The organism is Arthrobacter sp. M4 (assembly GCF_020251205.1).
Classification (GTDB): Bacteria; Actinomycetota; Actinomycetes; order Actinomycetales; family Micrococcaceae; genus Arthrobacter.
This window is the reverse complement of sequence record NZ_JAIWYX010000011.1, coordinates 77,220-99,540: the sequence shown is the minus strand read 5'-3', so window position 1 is coordinate 99,540 and position 22,321 is coordinate 77,220. Positions and strand designations below refer to the sequence as shown.

General features: G+C 64.9%; 17 protein-coding genes. 5 read left to right on the top strand and 12 right to left on the bottom strand.

Features of this window, described 5'->3' with window-relative positions:
• On the top strand, nucleotides 1-221 hold a 221-nt coding region (locus tag LD110_RS17970; RefSeq protein WP_225500691.1), incomplete at its 5' end, for a hypothetical protein.
• A gap of 234 nt (nucleotides 222-455) precedes the next feature.
• Here the strand turns inward: LD110_RS17970 and tyrS are convergent.
• Both tyrS and LD110_RS17960 read right to left on the bottom strand, forming a co-directional pair.
• Nucleotides 456-1,766: a tyrosine--tRNA ligase gene (gene tyrS / locus LD110_RS17965; RefSeq protein WP_225500689.1), complete on the bottom strand. Its 1,311-nt coding sequence runs from the start codon at nucleotides 1,764-1,766 to the stop codon at nucleotides 456-458.
• Nucleotides 1,767-1,823: 57 nt separating this feature from the next.
• Nucleotides 1,824-4,052 carry an AAA family ATPase gene (locus LD110_RS17960; protein ID WP_225500687.1) on the bottom strand — a complete coding sequence of 743 codons (2,229 nt, stop codon included), beginning with the start codon at nucleotides 4,050-4,052 and terminating at the stop codon, nucleotides 1,824-1,826.
• A gap of 160 nt (nucleotides 4,053-4,212) precedes the next feature.
• Between LD110_RS17960 and LD110_RS17955 the strand changes: the two genes are divergently transcribed.
• The gene (locus LD110_RS17955) at nucleotides 4,213-4,806 is read left to right on the top strand and encodes a GNAT family N-acetyltransferase (protein WP_225500685.1); all 594 of its coding nucleotides are present in this window, start codon (nucleotides 4,213-4,215) and stop codon (nucleotides 4,804-4,806) included.
• Nucleotides 4,807-4,948: 142 nt separating this feature from the next.
• Here LD110_RS17955 and LD110_RS17950 read toward each other — a convergent pair whose 3' ends face one another.
• Nucleotides 4,949-5,578, bottom strand: coding sequence for a DNA-3-methyladenine glycosylase (locus LD110_RS17950; RefSeq protein ID WP_225500719.1), 630 nt, complete (start codon nucleotides 5,576-5,578; stop codon nucleotides 4,949-4,951).
• A 146-nt stretch (nucleotides 5,579-5,724) separates the two neighbouring features.
• Between LD110_RS17950 and LD110_RS17945 the strand changes: the two genes are divergently transcribed.
• Entirely contained in the window at nucleotides 5,725-7,389 is a 1,665-nt protein-coding gene (locus tag LD110_RS17945) for a DNA-3-methyladenine glycosylase 2 family protein (RefSeq protein ID WP_225500683.1), read from the top strand.
• Here the strand turns inward: LD110_RS17945 and LD110_RS17940 are convergent.
• From LD110_RS17940 to argC, 9 genes are all read right to left on the bottom strand, one after another.
• Complete coding sequence (locus tag LD110_RS17940; RefSeq protein ID WP_225500681.1) at nucleotides 7,386-8,123, bottom strand: maleylpyruvate isomerase family mycothiol-dependent enzyme; 738 nt, start codon at nucleotides 8,121-8,123, stop codon at nucleotides 7,386-7,388. The two genes, LD110_RS17945 and LD110_RS17940, sit on opposite strands and share 4 nt — an antisense overlap.
• Nucleotides 8,124-8,235: 112 nt before the next feature.
• Nucleotides 8,236-9,699 (bottom strand): argininosuccinate lyase, encoded by a 1,464-nt coding sequence (gene argH, locus LD110_RS17935; protein WP_225500717.1) that lies wholly within the window; start codon nucleotides 9,697-9,699, stop codon nucleotides 8,236-8,238.
• A 5-nt stretch (nucleotides 9,700-9,704) separates the two neighbouring features.
• Nucleotides 9,705-10,910: an argininosuccinate synthase gene (locus tag LD110_RS17930; RefSeq protein ID WP_225500679.1), complete on the bottom strand. Its 1,206-nt coding sequence runs from the start codon at nucleotides 10,908-10,910 to the stop codon at nucleotides 9,705-9,707.
• 71 nt (nucleotides 10,911-10,981) lie between these two features.
• Nucleotides 10,982-11,518 carry an arginine repressor gene (locus LD110_RS17925; protein WP_225500677.1) on the bottom strand — a complete coding sequence of 179 codons (537 nt, stop codon included), beginning with the start codon at nucleotides 11,516-11,518 and terminating at the stop codon, nucleotides 10,982-10,984.
• The gene (argF, locus tag LD110_RS17920; RefSeq protein ID WP_225500674.1) at nucleotides 11,518-12,510 is read right to left on the bottom strand and encodes an ornithine carbamoyltransferase; all 993 of its coding nucleotides are present in this window, start codon (nucleotides 12,508-12,510) and stop codon (nucleotides 11,518-11,520) included. The genes LD110_RS17925 and argF overlap by 1 nt, the downstream gene beginning before the upstream one ends.
• The gene (locus tag LD110_RS17915) at nucleotides 12,507-13,784 is read right to left on the bottom strand and encodes an acetylornithine transaminase (RefSeq protein WP_225500672.1); all 1,278 of its coding nucleotides are present in this window, start codon (nucleotides 13,782-13,784) and stop codon (nucleotides 12,507-12,509) included. The genes argF and LD110_RS17915 overlap by 4 nt, the downstream gene beginning before the upstream one ends.
• Nucleotides 13,781-14,752: an acetylglutamate kinase gene (argB, locus tag LD110_RS17910; RefSeq protein WP_225500670.1), complete on the bottom strand. Its 972-nt coding sequence runs from the start codon at nucleotides 14,750-14,752 to the stop codon at nucleotides 13,781-13,783. Before argB ends, LD110_RS17915 begins: the two co-directional genes overlap by 4 nt.
• Before the next feature lie 10 nt (nucleotides 14,753-14,762).
• Nucleotides 14,763-15,929 carry a bifunctional glutamate N-acetyltransferase/amino-acid acetyltransferase ArgJ gene (gene argJ, locus LD110_RS17905; protein WP_225500668.1) on the bottom strand — a complete coding sequence of 389 codons (1,167 nt, stop codon included), beginning with the start codon at nucleotides 15,927-15,929 and terminating at the stop codon, nucleotides 14,763-14,765.
• Nucleotides 15,926-16,957 (bottom strand): N-acetyl-gamma-glutamyl-phosphate reductase, encoded by a 1,032-nt coding sequence (gene argC / locus LD110_RS17900; protein WP_225500667.1) that lies wholly within the window; start codon nucleotides 16,955-16,957, stop codon nucleotides 15,926-15,928. Before argC ends, argJ begins: the two co-directional genes overlap by 4 nt.
• A 218-nt stretch (nucleotides 16,958-17,175) precedes the next feature.
• On the opposite strand from argC, the gene LD110_RS17895 reads away from it, so the two are divergent.
• Both LD110_RS17895 and LD110_RS17890 read left to right on the top strand, forming a co-directional pair.
• Nucleotides 17,176-18,141, top strand: a complete 966-nt coding sequence (locus tag LD110_RS17895; protein WP_225500665.1) for a quinone oxidoreductase — start codon at nucleotides 17,176-17,178, stop codon at nucleotides 18,139-18,141.
• Nucleotides 18,142-18,279: 138 nt separating this feature from the next.
• Complete coding sequence (locus LD110_RS17890) at nucleotides 18,280-22,266, top strand: Pls/PosA family non-ribosomal peptide synthetase (RefSeq protein WP_225500663.1); 3,987 nt, start codon at nucleotides 18,280-18,282, stop codon at nucleotides 22,264-22,266.
• Nucleotides 22,267-22,321 lie beyond the last annotated feature (55 nt).

Below are 22,321 nucleotides of genomic sequence, written 5' to 3'. Positions count from 1 at the left end.
GCCCAGCCATTTCAACCAATCAAAAAATCGGTATCAACAAACATGGCACACTATTGAGTTCTCAAACAACAGGCACATTCGAATTATTATCCGGAATTCAATTTCATTTTCCGGTTTTCATCGCTGCGGTGTTTCAAGCATATTTCATCCGAATTCACTTTGCAAATCGAAGAAATTCTCCGAATGTTCATGAGCCCGAATGGATTCCTCCATTTATTTAGATTCCAATGAAAGACACAAATGTGCTTCTTCCTAAAAGGAATTTCGACAAATTGGAGGATTTCCGTCGCCGCCCTATCGGCGGCGCCCAAGAAACATTACACGCTCCTTCACGGGCGCGCAAGTCGTCCGTGAAGGAGCGTGCCGAAGGATGTGTGGTTGTCATGGCAGGGTGTGCCTCCATCCCCTAGCACGGCCCCCGGAGGCTGGGATTGGGAGGCTGGGGCGGAACCAGCCTAGGGAGCTACTTCCACCGTTGCCAGGCTCTTCTTGCCGCGCCGCAGCAAGAGGTACTTGCCATGAAGGAGCTGGTCGGCGCCGATCACTGCATCCGGGTCTGAAACCTTGGCGTTGTTGACGTACGCACCGCCCTCGCCAATGGTCCGCCGGGCTGCAGACTTGGAATCAGACAGCCCTGAAGCAACCAACAGGTCAATGATGCCCAGCTCAGACGGCTCGACAGTTGCCGACGGCAATTCCGCGGTGGCAGCTGCGAGGGTCTTCTCGTCCAGGGCGTGCAAGTCTCCACTTCCGAAGACGGCAGCCGAAGCGGCGATGACCTTTTCCGTCGCCTCGACGCTGTGCACCAAAGACGTGACCTCATAGGCAAGGCGGCGCTGCGCTTCGCGTGCAAACGGACGGTCCGCCACCTGTGCTGCCAGTTCCTCAATTTCGGAGCGGCTTAGGAAGGTGAAGATCTTGAGGCGGTCGATCACGTCAGCGTCGGCGGTGTTGAGCCAGAACTGGTAGAAGGTGTACGGGGTGCACATTTCGGCGTCGAGCCAGATGGCGTTGCCCTCGCTCTTGCCAAACTTTGTTCCATCAGCATTGGTGATCAGCGGCGTTCCGAAGGCGTGAACCACTTTCCCGTCCACCTTGCGGATCAGTTCCGTACCGCTAGTGAGGTTGCCCCACTGGTCAGAACCGCCGGTTTGCAGCACGCAGCCGTATTCACGGTTGAGCTGGAGGAAGTCCATACCCTGAAGGATCTGGTAGCTGAACTCGGTGTAGCTGATGCCTTCATCCGAGCTGAGCCTGGATGCCACGGCGTCCTTGCGCATCATGGTTCCAACACGGAAGTGCTTACCGATGTCCCGCAGGAAGTCGATGGCGCTTAGGGGCGCGGTCCAGTCAAGGTTGTTCACCAGGCGTGCGGCGTTGTCTCCATCGAAGCTGAGGAACCGCTGCACCTGCGACTGCAGGCGACCAACCCACTCGGAGACAGTTTCCTTGGTGTTCAGGGTGCGCTCAGCTGTGGGCCGCGGATCCCCGATAAGCCCGGTGGAACCACCCACAAGGCCCAGTGGCTTGTGTCCGGCAAGCTGAAGGCGGCGCATTAGCAGGAGCTGGACAAGGTTGCCGAGGTGGAGTGACGGCGCCGTGGGATCGAAACCGCAGTAATAGGTCACAGGCTCACCCGAGAGCAGCTTTTCCAGTTCAGTTTCGTCAGTGGAAACGTGGACCAGGCCGCGCCATTTGAGTTCCTGCCAAATGTTTGCAAAGGCAGAATCGTTGTGCTGGGACTCGAGCGTATTTACATGTGACACGGCTTCTAAGTTAGCAGGCTTGGACGCGGCGGCTTTGTCGCCGCGTCCAAGGCGAACTTAACGCTCGATGCCCGCCGGTATCTTGCCTGATGCGATGAGCCGCAGGCGTTGGGTGGGTCGCGTCATGGCCACGTAGAGGTCGCCGACCTTTCCGTGCTCATGGTTGAGCATTGTTGTAGGCTCCAGAACCACAACGCCGTCGAACTCCAGGCCCTTGGCTTCCTGCGGGCTGATCACCACGATGTCCTGTTCGTAGCTGCCGGCACCGGCTCCGATCCTGTGCCCGTACACCTTCCGCAGTGCCGCTGCGGCCTCCCCGCGCAGGTCACCGTCAGCGATGACGGCCAGCAGGCCGCCGTCGACGGCTTCCAGCTCTTCGGGCAGCACGGCGACCAGCTGCTCCACCAGGGAGTCCTGGGCGACGCGATCGATGACCGGCGCCCAGCGGCCCTCACGCACAGCCTTCGGAGCGGAAACCACCAGGCCTGCACGATTGGCCATGCGAACTGCTGCCTCCGCGATCTGCGACGGCGTCCGGTAGTTAACCGTCAGCTCTTCCAGCGACCAGCGGTCGCCGAAGAACGGCGTCATGGCACCCTGCCATGAGTTGGCGCCAGCGGCTGAACTCGTCTGGGCAATATCCCCAACGATGGTGAATGACTTCAGCGGGCAGCGCCGTACAAGAAGGCGCCACTGCATCGGGGACAGCTCCTGGGCCTCGTCAACCACTATGTGGCCGAATGCCCACGTCCGATCGCTCGTGGCACGTTCAGCGGCAGTCAGGCGAGCCTCGCGCTCCTGGTTCTGCTCCACCAGTTCCTCAGCGGTCATCAGCACGTCAGCGCCCGAGGCTGCCATGTTTGCCAGGGTCTGGCGTGCGTTGGCGAGATCGCGTGCCTTGTCGTGCTCCCGCTGTGCCAGACCGCGGCCTGCGGCGGCGTCCAATTCACCCAACAGCTCTGCGGCCTCATCGAGGAGTGGGACATCGGCCTCGGTCCAGGGCGCATCCACCGGGCGCAGCAGTAGCTGGCGTTGCCCAGGCGTCAGCTGCGGGGTGCAGGCTTCCAGAATGGCGGGCTTGCTGAACAGCTCGGACACCAGTTTTTCCGGAGTGAGCGGCATCCAGCAAAGGTTGAGGGCGATGCGTACGTCGCGGGCGCTGCGGACGTCCTCCGCGAGGTATGCGCGGTCAGCGTTGTTACCCACGTTGGTGGCTTCCACCATCTCGGTGAGCTGTTCAGTTAGCTCCCTCAGCAGGATCTTGACGAACGTCAGGCGGGCCTCGTTGTGGGGCTTGCCCGTTGCCCGGGCCTTCTCCCTGGCGCGCCGCACCTGGCGAACCGTCAGCTTGAGCTTCCGGCCATCGACTTCGAGGATCCGGTCCTCGGCGGGCGTACGCTGCCGATTTGCGACGGCGTTGGCAATAACGTCTGCCATGTCCAGCCTGCCCTTGAGGGCCGCTACCGCATGGTCCTGCTCTGGGACGGCATGGATACCCGGCATCAGCCGTCCGAGGCTGGCCATCACGACGCCGGTCTCGCCGAGGGACGGCAGCACACGTTCGATGTAGTGCATAAACGACGACGACGGACCGACCAGCAGGACGCCAGCCGACTTGAGCCGGTCACGGTGGGTATAAAGAAGGTAGGCGGCACGGTGGAGGGCGACGGCCGTCTTACCGGTTCCAGGACCGCCCTGGACGACCAGCGCACCAGACATCGAGGAGCGGATAATGCGGTCCTGCTCGGCCTGGATGGTGCCGACGATGTCCGACATGCGGCCGGTTCGCTTGGAGTTCAGCGCCGCCAGGAGGGCCCCCTCGCCCTGGAGGGACTCGTCGCTGGACAGCATGGTGGTGTCCAGGACGTCGTCCTCGATCGCCTTGACCTCGCGCCCCTGCAGAATCAGATGACGACGGCGGCGCACGCCTTGGCGGTCGAACGCCGTCGCCTGATAGAAGTGGCCGGCTTCGGGGGCGCGCCAGTCCACCATGAGACGCTGTAGCTCGGCCGTGGAGAGGCCGATACGGCCAATGTATCGGGCCTCGCCGGAATCCAGGTCCAGCCGCCCGAAAACGAGGCGGTCATCGACGGCGTCGAGTTGGGCCAGGCGGTCCTCGTAGAGGGCCGCGAAGGCGTCCCGCTCGGAAACGTTCTGCATGGTTCCGACGGCTCCGGCACGCCTCACCTGGGCTAATTGGGCCCGTTTCTCCTCGCGTAATTCATCAAGACGCGCATAGAGACCAGCAACGTATGTGCGTTCATGGACCAAATCAGCGTCGTGCATCAGAAACGTACCCCTATCGCAGAAGACCGACCGTCCATTCTACCGCTATTTTGGCCACCGCACATGGGCTCACGGGGCCCCGCATCACGTAACCCAATGTTCATCCACGGCGCGCCGACTACCCATGTTCGACGGCCCATCTCGGTGCTTCAATACTGCAATGCAGCACGATGTTGCCCTTTACGGACACGGGATCCGCCTTGTGCCCCTGTCCCCTTTGCACGCCGGTCCACTGTTCGATTTTGTGGATTCGGGAATATGGGCTGGAATGGCCGCCAAGCAGCCACTTTGCCCTGAGGAACTGGCCCAATTGTTCGCGGCCCGGCTGGACGACGCCGCCTGCATTCCCTTCGCCGTGACGGACGACCTGACCGGCTCCCTGCTGGGAACAACGTCCATCTGCGATTACGAACCAAAACACCAGCGGCTGGAAATTGGCGGAACCTTCTATGGCCGACAGTTCTGGGGCAGCCATGTGAATCCGGCCAGCAAGCGCCTGCTCCTGGAATATGCGTTCGAGGTACTCGGCATCCATCGCGTGGCCTTCCGCTGCGACGCACGCAATACGCGCAGTGCCAGCGCCATCTCACGGCTCGGTGCAACGTATGAAGGAACCCTCCGTGGCAACCGCCCGTCCCACGACGGCGGGTGGTCGGACACGGCTGTCTTCTCCATCTTGGAGAACGAGTGGCCAGCCCTACGCGGGTTGCTGCAGGAACGCCTGACGGTATCCTCCGCTGGCTGGGCGGCCTGACCCCAACAAGCTGGCCGGACCCGGCTGTCTTCTCCGTCTTGGAGAACGAGTGGCCAGCCGTACGCGGGTTGCTGCAGGAACGCCTGGCGGTATCCTCCGCTGGCTGGGCGGCCTGACCCCAACAAGCTGGTCGGACCCCGGCTTACGTCGCAGGTCCGGATCTGGGGCGGGCAGCTTTGTAGCGGGAGACGGTAGGGTCGCCGTCGAGCCAGAAACGCCAGGGATAGTCCATGGACCCACCCTCGCCAGCCACACCGACGCGCGGACCGGAGACCACGACGTCGTCCGGCGCGGGTTCCCTGGCTAGCTCGAGGCCGAATGGTGGCGCCAGGACATCACGGCCGCTGTCCGCCGTCGTTAGTCCCAGGGCTGAGGCGAGGCGGGCAGGGCCGCTGGCGAGGTCGCTGTGCCTGCGGGAAGCACTGCGCCGGCTCGCGGCAAGGCTGCTTCCTGCCACAACTTCTCCGGCGCGAAGCAGGATCGCGGACGCCGTACCCTCCGGGCCGCAAACGATATTGGCGCAAAAGTGCATGCCGTACGTGAAGTACACGTAGAGATGGCCGGGCGGACCGAACATTGGCCAGTTTCGCGCAGTCTTGCCCCGGTAAGTGTGCGATCCCGGATCGGGGTCGGCTGAATCCCGGGGACCAAAATAGGCCTCGACTTCCGTGAGCCTGATGGTCACACTGCCTTCCGGCGAGTGGTGTGTCACGAAACTGCCCAGGAGCAGCTTGGCGACCTGCCGGCCGTCCTGTGCGAGCGTCTCCCGCAGGGCACGCCCGCTGAGCCCGGAGGCGCCGCCTGCCGGGCGACCGGTGAACGTATGTCCGGTGGCCACGTTTAGACCCTAGCAAAGGACCCAAGGCTGATGTCCGATTTCCGCTAGCCGGGGTCCGGTCCCACTGCGAGGATATTTCCATGGACTTTTGGCAGCGTTACCGCGCCATCGATGCGAGGGAATCCCGCTTTGACGGACAGTTTGTGACGGCGGTGCGTTCCACCGGCATCTATTGCCGCCCGTCCTGCCCTGCCCGCACACCAAAGGCCCGGAACGTGGTCTTCTTCGAGACCTCGGCCGCGGCGCACGAGGCCGGGTTCAGGGCGTGCAAGAGATGCCTGCCTGAGGCCGTTCCCGGGACGCCGGCCTGGAACCTGCGCTCGGACGTCGCGGGCCGGGCCATGAGGCTCATCGGCGACGGAGTAGTGGATCGTGAAGGCGTGGGCGGCCTGGCCACCCGGCTGGGCTACTCGACGCGGCAATTGAACCGCATCCTGGGCCATGAACTGGGTGCCGGACCCCTGGCCCTCGCGCGGGCCAGCAGGGCGCAAACGGCCAGGACCCTTCTGGTGTCCACCGAACTTGGCATTGCCGACGTGGCCTTCGCCGCGGGCTTCAACAGCGTGCGGCAGTTTAACGACACCATTTCCGAGGTGTTCGCACTAACACCATCAGAGATGCGATCGGCGGCTAGCAGCGCGCTGTCACGCTCCCCCTTGGCCATGATCCCCTCGGCCGCGCATCCATCCACAGCGCAGTCCGCTGTCGCCGCGCCACCGTCCGCCGTACAACCGTCCGCCGTGCAACCGTCCGCCGCGCTGACAGTCACCCTGCCCTGTCGGGAGCCCATCGATGCCGGAATCTTCGCGTTCCTTGCAGCGCGTGCCATTCCCGGCATTGAAGATGCCCAAACAGCCGACAGTGGCGACGGCGGGACGGCGCACTACTCCAGAACATTGCGTCTTCCCCATGGCGAGGCGGCTTTTCGCGTCAACTTCAAGCCTGCCCAGGCGGGTTCTCCACTAACGGCTGAACTGCGGACCACGGACCTGCGTGATCTGCAACCCCTGCTGAGCCGGATCAGGAGGTTGTTTGACCTCGATGCGGATCCAGTCGCCGTCGACGATGTCCTTCGCGGCGACCCGCGCCTGAAAAGTTCGGTGCGGCGACATCCGGGCATCCGGGTGCCGGGCGCCGTCGATCCCCAGGAACTGCTGATCCGGGCCATGGTGGGCCAACAAATCAGCGTCCCTGCCGCGCGGACGGCGCTGACGCGGCTTGCCGGATCTGGGTCACCAGCGACGGCGGGAGCGGCACTCGGGGCGGTCAGCGTCGCCGGCCCGGACATCAACGACGGCGGCTCAGTCGAGGAAGCCGATAACTCGCCGGAGCATGTGGACGCGCCGCTCACCCGATTGTTCCCAACTGCCGCCCAGATCGCGGAATTTGGCAGCGAGCTACTCCGCGGTCCGCGACGGCGGACGGAGTCGGTGCTTGCCGTCGCCGAAGGTCTCGCCTCGGGACGACTGGACATTGGGTACGGCGACGAATTGGGCAGCCTGCGGGCCAAGCTCCTGCCTGTACCGGGCATCGGTCCGTGGACAGTGGGCTACGTGGCCATGCGGGTCCTCGGAGCACCGGACGTGTTCCTGGCTAACGACGCGGCCGTTCGCAACGGTGCCAGGAGGCTGCCCTTCCAGGAGTCACTGAGCCCCGAATTCGAAGAGTGCAGTCCGTGGCGGTCATACGCCACGATGCACCTGTGGCGTGCAGCCAGCGGCGCCGTCGCAGCCGAGCGGAGCTAACTGGCTGCAGGCACTCCGGCAGGCCAGGGAAGCAGCTCAGGCAACTCGACGCCGTCGGCCGCGGCAGAAGCGCGCAGGCTGCCCAGTGATGGCGTACGGCCGGCCAGCCAGGCCGCGATGTCTGTCAGCATGCCAGTAACCACAATCGAGGTGTGGCCGGTACCGATAGTGCTCTGGGGCAGGCCCGTTGGCTGCAACACCAAGCGGTAGTCGGCTGGGACCCGCGCTTCAAGGAAACGCACAAGGTGTCCGCAGAAGGTGCGGCTCCATGTCTCCGGGCCGCGCCCAGTCCCCAAGTCGCTGGCATGGATGACGAGTTCACGCCAAAGGGCCAGTCCGCCGTCGAACACCGTGCCGTCACAATAGCTGATTGGCCTGTTCCAGCCAGATTCATCCAGGGCGTCGAAGGCGTTCAGCGCGCGGGATATGCCTTCTGAAACAGCCGCCCGGTGCTCCTCGAGACTGTGCCCCGCGGCGAGCTCAATGGCTTTGGTCCGCCCTTCATAGCCGCCGTCGTATAGCTCTATCCGTTCTCCGCGCGCAGCGAACTCCAACTGGCGCGCCATGGCGTTGGAGATTCCCGCGATATGGGCGAGCACGTGGCCACGGGTCCAGCCGGGCAATTCGGAGGGGGCTTTGATGGCATCATCGTCGAGTTTGCCGACGATGCTGATGACGACGCTGGCAGCTTCGTGGAGCGCGTCACGGAGGGCGGTGCGTGTGATCTCAGTCATGCGGCCATCCTAGCTGGCACTGGACAGCGGCATGCCGGTCAACGGAAGAGCGCTTCGCGGCAGTGTTTGGGGGCAAACACTGCCGCGAAGTGCTCACTCGCGGTGGGCTGCCTTAGCCGGCGTATTCCCGGGCCGATTCCAGTTCCGCCTCAAGTGCCGCGAACTGGCGGTCGACGGCGGCAGGCGCCGTTCCGCCCTGTGACTTGCGGCTGTTGAGCGACCCCTCCGTGCTGAGGACGGTGCGAACCTCAGGCGTCAGGTGCTCCGAAATTGCCGCGTATTCCTCGTCGCTCAGGTCCCAGAGCTCGACGCCCCGGCCCTCGGCCTGCTTGACGGCGGCGCCCGACAGCTCGTGCGCCTCGCGGAACGGCACACCCTGGCGGACCAGCCATTCTGCGATGTCCGTTGCGAGGGCAAACCCTTGCGGCGCCAGCGATGCCATGCGTTCGGTGTTGAACGTGAGCGTAGCGATCATGCCGGACACCGCAGGAAGCAGAAGCTCCAGCGTGTCGGCGGCGTCGAACACCGGCTCCTTGTCCTCCTGCAGGTCGCGGTTGTACGCGAGCGGCAGGCCCTTGAGCGTCGCCAGCAGGCCGGACAGGTTGCCGATCAGGCGTCCTGCCTTGCCGCGGGCGAGTTCGGCAACGTCCGGGTTCTTCTTCTGCGGCATGATCGACGATCCCGTGGAGTACGAGTCGTGCAGGGTCACGAAGGAGAACTCCTTGGTGGCCCAGAAGATCACCTCTTCGGATATGCGGGACAAGTCCACGCCGATCATGGAGCACACCCAAGCGAACTCGGCGAACACGTCACGCGAGGCAGTGCCGTCAATCGAGTTGTGCACGGCAGAGTAGAAACCAAGGTCCGCCGCGACGGCCTCGGGGTCGAGCCCGAGCGACGATCCTGCCAGGGCACCGGAACCGTACGGGGAAACACCCGCGCGCTTGTCCCAGTCCTGCAGCCGCTGCACATCACGGAGCAGGGCCCAGGCATGGGCAAGCAGGTGGTGGCTCAGCAGGACGGGCTGGGCGTGCTGCAGGTGTGTCCGACCGGGCATTGCCACACCATGGTGGGCCTTGGCCTGGGCCACCAGGGCGTCGATGGTGTCCAGTACGCCGCGGGCGATGACTCTTGCGTGCTCTCGCAGGAACATGCGTCCGAGCGTGGCCACCTGGTCATTGCGGGAACGTCCGGCGCGAAGCTTCCCGCCCAACTGGGGCCCTGCACGCTCGATCAGGCCGCGTTCCAGGGAACCGTGTACGTCCTCATCCGATTCGGCCGGCTGGTAGGCTCCGCTGGCAACGTCCTCGTCCAGCTGGCTGAGGGCTTTGAGCATGCCTTCCAACTCGGCGTCGTCAAGGAGTCCAGCCTTGTGCAGCACCCGGGCGTGAGCCTTGGAACCGGCAATGTCGTACCGGGCGAGCCGCCAGTCGAAGTGGGTCGACTTGCTCAGCGCCGCCAACGCATCAGCGGGGCCGCCTGCAAACCGGCCTCCCCAGAGGGCGCCTTCGTTGGTTGCCGAACGCTCCCCAACCTCGCTTGGCTCGGCCGGGGACCCCGGTGTCCGTGGGTCCACGGAAGTCACTTGCCCTCAACCCGCAGGTCACGGCCGGAAGCAACCTTGGACGCCATGCCCCAAATCTCGATGAAACCCTTGGCGTTGGACTGGTCGAACGTGTCGCCGGTGTCGTAGGTGGCCAGGGAGAAATCGTACAGCGAGGTCTCGGAACGGCGGCCGTTGACGATGGCCTGGCCTCCGTGGAGGACCATGCGGATGTCGCCGGAGACATACTTCTGGGTGTCGTCGATGAACACGTCAAGTGAGCGCTTCAGCGGGGAGAACCACTGGCCGTCGTAGACCAGTTCGGCCCAGCGCTGGCCCACCGTCGCCTTGAAGCGGGCCTGCTCGCGCTCGATGGTCACGTCCTCGAGGTGCTTGTGGGCGGTGATCAGCGCCATTGCACCGGGTGCCTCATAGATTTCGCGGGACTTGATGCCTACCAGGCGGTCCTCGACAACGTCGATGCGGCCAACACCCTGGGCACCGGCGCGGCGGTTGAGCTCCTGGATGATCTGCAGCGGAGTGTGTTTGACGCCATCTACGGCTACGGGGACACCGGCCTCGAAGGAGATGGTGACCTCGTCTGGTGCCGGCGGGAATTCCGGTGTGGCGGTGTAGTCGTAGATGTCCTTGGTGGGGGCGTTCCAGATGTCTTCCAGGTAGCCGGTTTCAACCGCGCGGCCCCATACGTTCTGGTCGATGGAGTACGGGTTCTTTTTGGTGGTCTCGATCGGCAGTCCCTTTTCCTCTGCGAAGGCAATGGCCTTGTCGCGGGTCAGGGCCAGGTCACGAACCGGTGCGATGCACTTCAGGTCCGGTCCCAGGGTCTGGATGCCGACTTCGAAGCGGACCTGGTCGTTGCCCTTGCCGGTGCAGCCGTGGGCCACCGTGCTGGCGCCGAATTCGCGGGCGGCCTTAACCAGGTGCTTCACGATGACCGGGCGGGAGATAGCGGACACCAGCGGGTAGTGGCCCTGGTAAAGGCCGTTGGCCTTCAGGGTCGGCACGCAGTACTCGTTGGCGAACTCGTCACGGGCGTCGGCAACGTAGGCCTCGACGGCGCCGCAACCGAGAGCGCGCTGGCGAATCGTCTCCAGCGACTCGCCGCCCTGTCCGACGTCGACGGCAACGGCGATGACCTCGGCGCCGGTTGCTTCACCGATCCAGCCGATGGCCACAGAAGTATCAAGGCCACCGGAGTAGGCCAGAACAATGCGCTCAGTCACAGGAGTGCTCCTTTGTTGTTTCTTTGGACTTGTTGATTATCAATGCTCAGGTGCGGCTGCGGCACAGCCGGCTACGCGCCGGTGCCGGCTTCTTCGGCAAACCGCAGGAAGCGCGCCGCCAGGTCCGCTCCGCCGTCGGGGTCCCGGGCGACCAGCAGGATGGTGTCATCCCCCGCTATGGTTCCCAATACGCTTGGCATCACCGAGTGGTCGATGGCCAGGGCCAGGAAGTTAGCCGCGCCGGGCGGTGTGCGCAGGACCACCATATTCCCCGATGCTTCGGCGGTCACCAGGAGCTCTCCGCACAGCCGGCTGAGCCGCGCGTCCAGGATTTCCTGGGTGACGCCACTCCGCGCGGCGCGTTCGCCGCCTTCCCCCGGGACGGCGTAGACGAGTGCGCCATCTTTTCCGCGAACGCGAACGGCACCGAGTTCCACGAGGTCCCGCGACAGTGTCGCCTGGGTGACCTGGACGCCGTCGTCGGCAAGCAGCGCCGCGAGCTCGGCTTGCGACCGCACGGACTCACCGGTCAGGATCGCGGTGATCCGCGCCTGCCGCGCCGTCTTGGTGGCCGGGCTGGCTCCCGGCGTCGCCGGTTGGGTAGTCACTACTGGGCGCTCTCCTGCACAAGCTCAACCGGCGCGAGGCCTTCGACGACGGCCAGTCCGGAGTGGTGCATCAGCCAGGCCATCAGTGCCTTCTGGGCGTGCAGGCGGTTTTCCGCCTCGTCCCAAACGATGGACTGCGGTCCGTCGATGACACCGGCGGAGATTTCGTAGCCGCGGTATGCGGGCAGGCAATGCAGGACAACAGCATCAGGTGCGGCCTGGGCCATGGCGGACTCGTCCACTGAGTAGTCGCGGAATAGCTGCAGCCGGGTCTCCTTTTCCGCCTCCTGGCCCATGGACACCCACGTGTCCGTCGCAACCACGTCGGCACCTGCAAGGGCCTCGGCAGGGTCCGTGGTGATCAGCACCGAGCCGCCGGTCTCCGCCGCGCGCGCTTCCGCGGCTGAGACGATATCCGTTGCCGGCAGATAGCCTTCCGGTCCGCAGATCCGGACGTGCATACCAGCTGTGACACCGGCCAACAGGTACGAGTTGGCCATGTTGTTGGCAGCGTCGCCGAGGTAGCTCATAGTGAGGCCCGTAAGGCGGCCTTTGTATTCCTTTACCGTGAGCAGGTCCGCGAGCAGCTGGCAGGGGTGGTAGTCGTCGCACAAGGCGTTGATCACGGGCACGCGGGAGTTCGCAGCCATGTCCACCAGACCCTGGTGCGCGCCCGTCCGCCACACGATGGTGGACACCATGCGCTCCAGCACCTTGGCCGTATCTTCGACGGACTCCTTGTGCCCGATCTGCGCCTCGCCCGGGTTGATGATCAAGGCGTTGCCACCCATCTCCGCGATGCCGGCGGCGAACGACACCCGCGTCCGGGTTGAGGTCTTGTCGAAGATGACGGCAACGGTCTTGCGCCCGGCGCCGTCCGCCGCGAACGGCTGCACGCTGTAAGGCGCCGCCTTCATGCGGGCTGCGAGGTTCAGGACCTCCTCCTGCTCGGCGGGGGTCAGGTCCGTGTCCTTGAGGAAGTGGCGGGTCACTTGGCGTCCTTTGTGGTCTGGGCTTTCGCCGTAGCGATCAGTTCCGGCAGGGCCGCCAGGAAGCGGTCCGCTTGCTCCTGCGTCAGGATGAGCGGCGGGGCGATCCGGATTGTCCGCGGCCCCGGGCTGTTGATGATGAAGCCGGCTTCCAGGCCGGCGGTCACCATGGCGGGGGCGATGTCGGCGTCCAGGTCGAACCCGATCAGGAGGCCGTCACCGCGAACTTCCGTGACGCCGTCGACGTCGGCAAGCTCCCTGCGCAGATACGCACCGACCGTGCGGACGTTCTCCAAGACGCCCTGGCTTTCGACGGCGTGAAGCGTCGCCAGAGCAGCGGCTGTGGCCACCGGGTTTCCGCCGAAGGTTGTGCCGTGCTGCCCCGGCGTCAACAGCGACGACGTCTTCTCGCCGAACGTGATGAGGGCACCGATCGGGAAGCCGCCGCCGAGTCCCTTTGCCAGCGTGATCGCGTCCGGAACGATGCCGGAATCCTCGCTGGCCAGCCATTTGCCGGTGCGGCCGATGCCCGTTTGGACTTCGTCCAGGATGAGCAGCGCACCGGCGGCAGTGGTGACCTCTCGGGCGATCTTCAGGTACTCCGTGCTGAGCGGCCGGACGCCGGCCTCACCCTGGATCGGCTCCAGGAAAACTGCCGCGGTGGTGTTATCGACGGCGGCACGCAGGGCATCGATGTCGCCGAACGGGATGTGTACCACACCGCCGGGAAGTGGTTCAAACGGCGTCCGATAGGCCTCCTTGGCCGTCAGCGCGAGGGCTCCCATGGTGCGGCCGTGGAAGGCGCCCTCCAAGGCAATGATCTTGGTGCGAGGCGTTCCGCCCGACTCCCCCGCACCACCGTTGCGACGGGCAAGTTTAAAGGCAGCCTCGTTTGCCTCGGTTCCGGAATTCGCGAAGAACACCTTGGAACCGGCTGGCGCGTTGCTGATGGCCAGCAGCTTCTCGGCGAGCGCCACCTGCGTGGGGCTGGTGAAGAAGTTGGACACATGGCCCAGGGTGGCCAACTGGCTGGAGATGACCGAGGTCACGAAGGGGTGGGCGTGGCCGAGCGCGTTCACGGCGATACCGCCGAGCAGGTCCAGGTACTCCTTGCCGTCCGCGTCCCATACGAGGCAACCAGCGCCACGGACCAGCACCCGCTGGGGTGTGCCGAAAACCCCCATCAGGGAAGAGGAGTAGCGGGCAAGCCATTCGGATCCTGCATGCCCGGTGGTTTCTACCAGTTCGGTCACCGGCGACTTTTCTATGGTGTTCATGCGTCAACTTCCTCGTCGGGGACCACCTGTGTGCCTATCCCGGCGGTGGTGAAGGTTTCCAGCAGCATTGAGTGCGGGAGGCGTCCGTCAACGATGTGTGCGCGCTCCACGCCCTCGTCGATAGCTTTCAGGCACGCCGCCATCTTGGGGATCATGCCGGACTCCAAGCGCGGGAGCATCTCCCGAAGCTCCGAGGCGGTCAGGGAGGAGATCAGCGACGACTTGTCCGGCCAATTGGCATAGAGACCTTCGACGTCGGTCAGGATCACCAGCTTGGACGCGCCCAGGGCGGAGGCGACGGCGGCTGCCGCCGTGTCGGCATTGACGTTCAGAACCTGGCCCGTGGTCTGGAATCCGTGGCCCGCGGGTGCCCCGGAGGTGGCCGTCACGCTGTCCTCCGTGATTTCCGGGGCGACCGTTGAAATCACCGGGATGCGCCCGGCGTCGAGGATGTCCACGATCCCCGCAGGGTCTACGCCGACCACCTCGCCCACGAGGCCCAGGTCTACCGGCTTACCGTCAACGATGGTTCCCGTCCGGACCGCGCGGAGCAGGCCGCCGTCTTCGCCGGACATCCCGACCGCATACGGGCCATGGGAGTTGATGAGTCCGACAAGTTCCCGGCCCACCTGTCCAGTGAGCACCATACGGACCACGTCCATGGCTTCCGGTGTGGTGACGCGCAGGCCGCCCTTGAATTCGGATTCGATGCCGAGCCTGCCGAGCATCGAGTTGATCTGCGGGCCGCCGCCGTGCACCACCACGGGGTGGATTCCAACGTGGTGCAGGAACACGATGTCCTCGGCGAAGGCACGGCGGAGCTCGTCATTGACCATGGCGTTTCCGCCGTATTTGATCACCATCGTGGTGCCGGCAAAGCGCTGGATCCAAGGCAGCGCCTCTATGAGGGTGCTTGCCTTCGCCTGGGCGTCCGCCATGGAGGTTGTTTCCCGGGTCTGGGTGCTCATGGTTTCCCGTTCAGCTTGAGTACGCGCTGTTTTCTTCGACGTAGTCGTGGGTGAGGTCGTTGGTCCAAATGGTGGCCTCGGCGTCGCCCGCCTGCAGGTCGATTTCCACCAGGACTTCGCGCTGCTTCAGGTCGACCAGGCTGCGGTCCTCGCCGATGCCCCCGTTCCGGCAGATCTGCACGCCGTTCATGGTGACATTCAGCTGGTCTGGCTCGAACACCGCGTCGGTGGTGCCAACGGAAGAGAGGACGCGGCCCCAGTTGGGATCGTTGCCGAAGATTGCGGTCTTGAACAGATTGGAACGTGCGACGGCGCGGCCCACGATCTCTGCGTCACGCTCGCTGGCCGCGTTGAAAGTACGGATGGCGATATCGTGGCTGGCTCCTTCGGCGTCACCGATGAGCTTTCGTGCCAGCTCCGCACATACCTGCGTGACCCCCGCGCCGAGGGACTCCGCGTCGGGTACTGCACCGGAAGCTCCGGAGGCCAGCAGCACGACGGTGTCGTTGGTTGACATGCAGCCGTCCGAATCGGTGCGGTCAAAGGTGACCCTGGTGGCGTCGCGCAGGACGACGTCCAGGAGCTCTGGCTCAACCTCGGCGTCCGTGGTCAGGACCACGAGCATGGTGGCGAGACCCGGTGCCAGCATGCCGGCTCCCTTGGCGATGCCGCCCACGGTGAACTCCGTGCCTTCAGCGTCAGTGCCCGTAAAGACGGCCTGCTTGGCAACGGTATCCGTGGTCATGATCGCCGTAGCGGCAGCGGGCCCGCCTTCAACGGACAGCGCTTCCGCCGCAGCGTCGACGCCCGGCAACAGCTTGTCCATGGGCAGCTGCTCACCGATCAGCCCGGTGGAGCAGACTACAACATCTCCCGCGGACAGGCCGAGCACGGCGGCCACCTTCTCCGCTGTGGCGTGGGTGTTCTGGAAGCCCTGCGGGCCTGTGCAGGCGTTGGCTCCGCCGGAGTTGAGGATCACGGCGTCGACTCTTCCGTCCGCGACCACCTGCCGGGACCAATGCACCGGCGCAGCGGCCACGCGGTTGGAGGTGAAGACCGCGGCTGCTGCTTTCAGGGGGCCGTCGTTGACTACGAGTGCCAGATCCGGGTTGCCTGCGGCCTTGATGCCTGCCTTCACGCCTGAGGCACGGAAGCCCTTGGGGGTTGTAATGGTCACGGTGCGACTCCCTGGAAGTTCAGGCCGGCGGTTTCGTCCAGGCCGAGGGCGATGTTCATGGACTGCACGGCACCGCCTGCGGTGCCCTTGGTCAAATTGTCGATGGCACACGTGACGATGACCCGACCGGTGTGCTGGTCGAACGCGAGCTGCATCACAGCGTGGTTGGATCCCATCACGGCCTTGGTGGCAGGCCATTGCCCTTCGGGCAGCAAGTGCACGAACGGCTCATCGTCGTAGGCCTCCGCCCAGGCGCGCCGCAGTTCGGTGACGCCGACGCCGTCCCGGACTTTCGCCGTCGCCGTCGTCAGGATGCCACGAGCCATCGGGGCAAGGGTCGGCGTGAAAGACACGGTCACCGACTCGCCTGCCGCCTTGGACAAGCCCTGCTCGATCTCCGGGGTGTGGCGGTGTCCGCCACCCACGCCGTAGGGGCTCATCGAGCCCATGACCTCTGAGCCGATCAGGTTGACCTTGGCCGCTTTGCCCGCGCCGGAGGTGCCGGAGGCCGAAACGATTACGACGTCGTCGGGGGCCAAGAGCCCTGCCGCGAAGCCGGGCGTCAAGGCGAGCAGGGCCGACGTCGGGTAGCAGCCTGGTACGGCGATGCGCTTGGCGCCCTTGAGGGCGTCGCGCTGGCCTGGAAGTTCGGGAAGCCCGTAGGGCCATGTCCCGGCATGGGCAGAGCCGTAGAACTTCTCCCAGGCAGCGGGGTCTTCGAGGCGGTGGTCAGCGCCGGCGTCGATCACCACGGTTCCCTCCGAGAGCTGGGCAGCAATCTCGGCCGAAGCGCCATGGGGCAGCGCGAGGAACACAACGTCGTGACCCGCGAGGTTCTCCACCGAGGTGTCTTCGAGAATCCGGCTGGACAAGCCATGGAGATGCGGCTGCAACTCGCCTAGTCTGGAACCGGCGTTGCTGTGTGCCGTAATGGCGCCGATGGTGACATTGGGATGCCCGGACAGGAGGCGCAGCACCTCGCCCCCGGCGTAGCCGCTGGCCCCGGAAACGGCAACAGAAATAGTCATGGCTAGAACTATACAGCAAGAATATTCATTCTTGCCGATATTTATGCATGCTCGGCGCCTAATGGCTCAGCCCCTAAAGGTTCGCCCTCATGGCTTAGCCGCGGATTGCCCACCCCAGCGCAGCGTCGAGCGGTATGCCGCTCCCGGAATCCGTCACGGGCTATCCCTAGGATGGTCAAGGAGACCAGGCCGGATCCACGACCTGGGGAAGGAGAACCATGACTCACGCCATCATTGCCCCGCAAGCGGGAGGGCCGGAGGTCCTCGAGGCCGTTGAGCTTGAGACGCCGGAACCCGGTCCGGGCGAACTGCTCGTCAGGGTCTCGGCGACAGGCGTCAACTTCATTGAGACCTACCAGCGCAGCGGTCTCTATAAGGTCCAGTACCCCTTCGTGCCGGGGGCCGAGGCGGCCGGCACCGTGGAGGCCGTCGGCGATGGCGTGGTCGATTTTGCTGTGGGCGACCGGGTGGCAACCGGCGAAGGTTCCCACACATATGCCTCCCACACCTTGGTGGCGGCAGAAAAGGCGATCCGCGTGCCGGACGGAGTGGACGACCACACGGCCGCGGCGCTGCCGCTGCAGGGCATGACGGCCCATTACTTGATCAACTCGTCATTCCGCGTGGAACCCGGGCATACAGTGCTGACCCACGCTGGAGCCGGCGGTGTGGGGCTCCTCCTCATCCAGCTCCTGAAAGCCCGCGGGGCCCGGGTCATCACTACTGTCTCCAACGACGAAAAGGCGGAACTGGCCCGCGCAGCCGGAGCCGACGATGTGTTGCCCTACGCGGGATTCCCGCACAAGGTGAGGGAACTGACCCATGGCGAGGGCGTCAACGTGGTTTATGACGGCGTCGGAAAGGCAACATTCGACGGCTCCATGTCGAGCCTTCGCACGCGCGGAACGCTGGTGCTCTTCGGCGCTGCCTCCGGACCGGTGCCACCGCTGGATCCACAGAAGCTCAACGCTGCAGGCTCTTTGACCCTGACACGGCCCAGCCTGGGCCATTTCCTGCTCAACGCCCGGGAAAGGCACTGGCGCGCCACGGAGATCTTCGAAGCAGCAGCCAACGGCTCACTCAAGGTCCGGATCGGCGCCACGTACTCCCTCCGCGAGGCAGCACAGGCACACAGGGACCTTGAAGGACGCCGGACCACAGGCAAAGTATTGCTTATCCCCTAACGGAAATACGCCATAAACCTTCTGGTAGCCCTAGTGGAAAAGCCGGGCCCGGGTCCAAAATTTGATGGATCCAGATTTTGGTGGACGTAAAGCATCCCAGGACACAGACCGTTCACCTGTCTTCGAAATGATTGAGACGTGACACAGCACCCCGAACTTGGTGATCCGCTGCCTGCCTCCAGCGCGGCCACCGTCCACGCGCCCCAACTTCCCGGCGCCGAAGCAGCACCGCCCGCCCGTACGCTGATTGACATTCTGGATGAGACAGCCCGGCTGTTCCCTGAAGCATCGGCGTTGGACGACGGCCACCATTCGCTCAGCTATGCCGAGCTCGTGGCCGCAGTCCGCAAGATGGCGGTGCATCTGCACCGGGCAGGCCTTGGCGCCGGCCACCGAATCGGTGTCCGGATCCCCTCGGGAACCACCGAGCTGTACATTGCCATTTTGGCCATCCTCCGGGTGGGGGCGGCCTACGTTCCGGTCGACGCGGACGACCCGGACGAACGCGCCCGCCTGGTCTTCGGGGAAGCTGGTGTTTCCGCGGTGGTCGGGGCAGGCCTGGCGATACGGCCACTTGTGCCGCTGGACTCGCCGCACTCCGAGCCGCGGCAGCCCCACGTAGGAGACGACGCCTGGATCATCTTCACCTCCGGATCCACCGGAACACCCAAGGGCGTGGCCGTGCGGCACCGCTCTGCCGCGGCCTTTGTGGACGCTGAAGCACGCCTGTTCCTTCAACAAGAGCCACTTGGCACCCAGGACCGCGTACTTGCAGGGCTCTCGGTGGCCTTCGATGCCTCCTGCGAAGAGATGTGGCTCGCATGGCGACACGGAGCCTGCCTGGTGCCTGCTCCACGCTCGCTGGTGAGAACCGGGATGGACCTGGGCCCATGGCTCATCAACCACGGCATCACAGCCGTTTCCACCGTCCCGACCCTCGCCGCCTTGTGGCCGACTGAAGCGCTGGAAAACGTCCGGCTGCTCATCTTCGGCGGCGAAGCCTGTCCGCCCGAGCTTGCCGCCCGATTGGCCGTGGACGGCCGCGAGGTGTGGAACACTTACGGGCCCACCGAAGCGACTGTCGTGGCCTGCGCTGCTCCGTTGGGCGGCCCCGGACCCGTTCGGATCGGCTTCCCCCTGGATGGCTGGGACCTTGCGGTGGTGGATTCCGACGGCGTCCCCGTCCCGGAAGGCGGCATCGGGGAACTGATCATCGGCGGCGTTGGCCTGGCTAGATACCTCGACCCCGCCAAGGACGCGGAAAAGTATGCTCCGATGCCAACCCTTGGCTGGCAGAGGGCGTATCGCTCGGGTGACCTGGTCCGCTTCGACCCGGACGGCCTAGTGTTCATGGGCCGCGCCGATGACCAGGTCAAACTGGGCGGACGTCGGATTGAACTCGGCGAAATCGACGCAGCCCTCCAGGCATTGCCGGGCGTTGCGGGCGCCGCCGCAGCGGTCCAGACAACGGCCGCCGGCAACCAGATTCTGGTGGGCTACCTCGTTCTGTCTGACGGTGGCGAACTGGACCTCGAAGTGGCACGAAACCTTTTGGGCAACACCCTTCCGGCGCCACTCATTCCCTTGCTGACCGTGACGGACTCGCTGCCCACGAAGACCAGCGGAAAAGTCGACCGGCACGCCTTGCCATGGCCGCTCCCCGGAGCTTTCGCCGCAGAGGCTGACGCCGCCCCGCTCAACCTGCCCGAGGACGCCCAGTGGATTGTCGACCAGTGGGAGTCCGTGCTGGGTGCTTCAGTCAGCTCACTTGACGCCGACTTCTTCGCCTACGGCGGCGGCTCGCTGGCGGCGGCTCAACTCGTGTCAGCCCTCCGCGTCCGTTACCCCACCATCACCGTGGCCGAGATTTACGCCACGCCGCGGGTTGGTGCCCTCATCGAGGCCGCACGCCAGTCGCTTCCCGAAGGTGCCGAGGCCAAACCCGCGGCGGAGCGCACCGTCAGACCGACCACTCGCCGGTCACAGATCTCCCAGACTCTCCTGAGCATCCCGCTCAACGTACTCGTGGCCATGCGCTGGTTGACCTTTGTTATGGCAGCCAACCGGCTATTGGCAGACTTTGCCGGTTTCACGGCAGCCCCTACCGTGTCTTGGTGGTGGATCGGCGCATCCTGGCTGGTCTTCGTCAGTCCGCTTGGCCGAATGGCCCTCTCCGTTGCCGCGGCGCGACTGCTGCTGCGCGGCATCCGGCCCGGAACGTACCCACGTTCCGGAACAGTGCACATGCGGCTGTGGCTCGCCGAGAAAATCCAGGACATGGCTGGCGCCGTAGGGCTGGCAAGTGCACCCTGGGTGCCTTACTACGCACGTGCCCTCGGCGCGAAGGTAGGCAGGGACGTCCACCTGCACTCACTCCCGCCCGTAACCGGCCTTCTTTCCCTGGGCAGCGGCGCCAGCATCGAGCCTGAGGTGGATCTGTCCGGCTGGTGGATCGACGGCGACAAAGTGCACATCGGATCCATCCACGTAGGCGCGGGCGCAACGGTGGGCGCACGGAGCACACTGATGCCCGGTGTCAGCATAGGCGCCGGGGCCCAAGTGGATGCCGGGTCCGCCGTCCATGGCAAGGTGAAGTCCGGCCACTTCGTGGCAGGGTCCCCGGCAGAGCGACGCGGAAAGGCAAAGCCGAGCTGGCCGGAGGCTCCAGCAACGGGGTCATTCGCTGCCCGCCTGTGGTTCGCAGCGTTCGCGTCGGCTTCCGCTGTCCTGGCCCTGCTGCCGCTGCTTTCAGCGGCGGTGGCGTGCACCGTCGTCGTTCCTTTTATTGCCGGTCAGACGTCGCTGCACAGCGCCCTGCCGCAAGTGCTCCTGGCACTTCCGCTGGCCGCCCTGGCCTGGTTCCTGACCAACATGTTCCTCGTTGTCCTGGCCACCAGGCTGCTCGGCATCGGCGTGCGGGAAGGCTACCATCGTGTTCGCAGCCGCGTCGGGTGGCAGGTCTGGGCCACGGAGCGCGTCCTGGACCTTGCCCGGGACCTCCTCTTCCCCATCTACGCAAGCCTCTTCACTCCTGCCTGGCTCCGCTTGCTTGGGGCCAAAGTGGGCAAGAACGTCGAAATCTCCACGGTGCTTCTCCTCCCCCGCATGACAACCATCGGCGACGGAGCCTTCCTGGCCGACGACACCATGGTTGCCTCCTACGAACTCGGCGGCGGCTGGATGAAAATCGCCCCCGCAAAAATCGGCAAACGGTCCTTCCTGGGGAACTCGGGCATGACTGCTGCCGGCCGCAGCGTACCCAAGAACTCACTCGTTGCCGTGCTGTCTGCCACGCCGCAAAAGGCCAAAGCGGGAACGTCCTGGCTGGGCAGCCCACCCGTGAGGCTGCGGCGCACTGCCGTGGAATCCGACCAGAGCCGCACTTTCAACCCGCCAGCGTCGCTCAAGACTGCCAGGGCGTTGTGGGAGCTCTGCCGAATGATTCCAGTCATCCTCACGGTGGCCGTTGCATTCGGCGTGGTACTCGGACTTGATTGGATCGCCTCCGGCGCCGGATACTGGGTCGCCGCGCTGCTGGGCGGCCTGGTGATGATGGCCGCCGGTGCAGCTGCCTCGGGAAGCGCCGTGGCCGCGAAGTGGATCCTGGTGGGTCGGATCTCTGCAGGGGAGCACCCTCTCTGGAGTTCCTTCATCTGGAGGAACGAAGTGGTGGACTCGTTCATAGAGATGGTTTCCGCGCCGTGGTTCGCCCGGGCTGCCTCTGGAACACCAGCGCTAATTCTGTGGCTCCGTGCCCTGGGCGCCCGGATAGGCCGTGGCACATGGTGCGAAAGCTATTGGCTTCCAGAGGCTGACCTGGTAACCCTCGGGGAAAGCTCAACCGTCAACCGGGGCTGCGTTGTGCAGACCCACCTATTCCACGACCGTGTCATGAGTATTGACACAGTTGTGCTGGAGGACGGTGCAACCATCGGTCCCCATGGGGTCATCCTGCCCAAGGCAGAAATCAGTGCCGGCGCCACTGTGGGACCGGCGTCACTAGTGATGCGCGGTGAAACGGTCCCCTCAGGAACGTACTGGATGGGCAACCCCGTAACGCCGTGGTCGGGTCCACGGACGGTGGAAAGCAGCAAGGCCGCAAAAGAGGCCGCGCCCGCCACGTAGCCCTGCGTCTGCATTCCTCCTGCCTGAAGTACATTGGCAGGAGGGAACGCTTTTT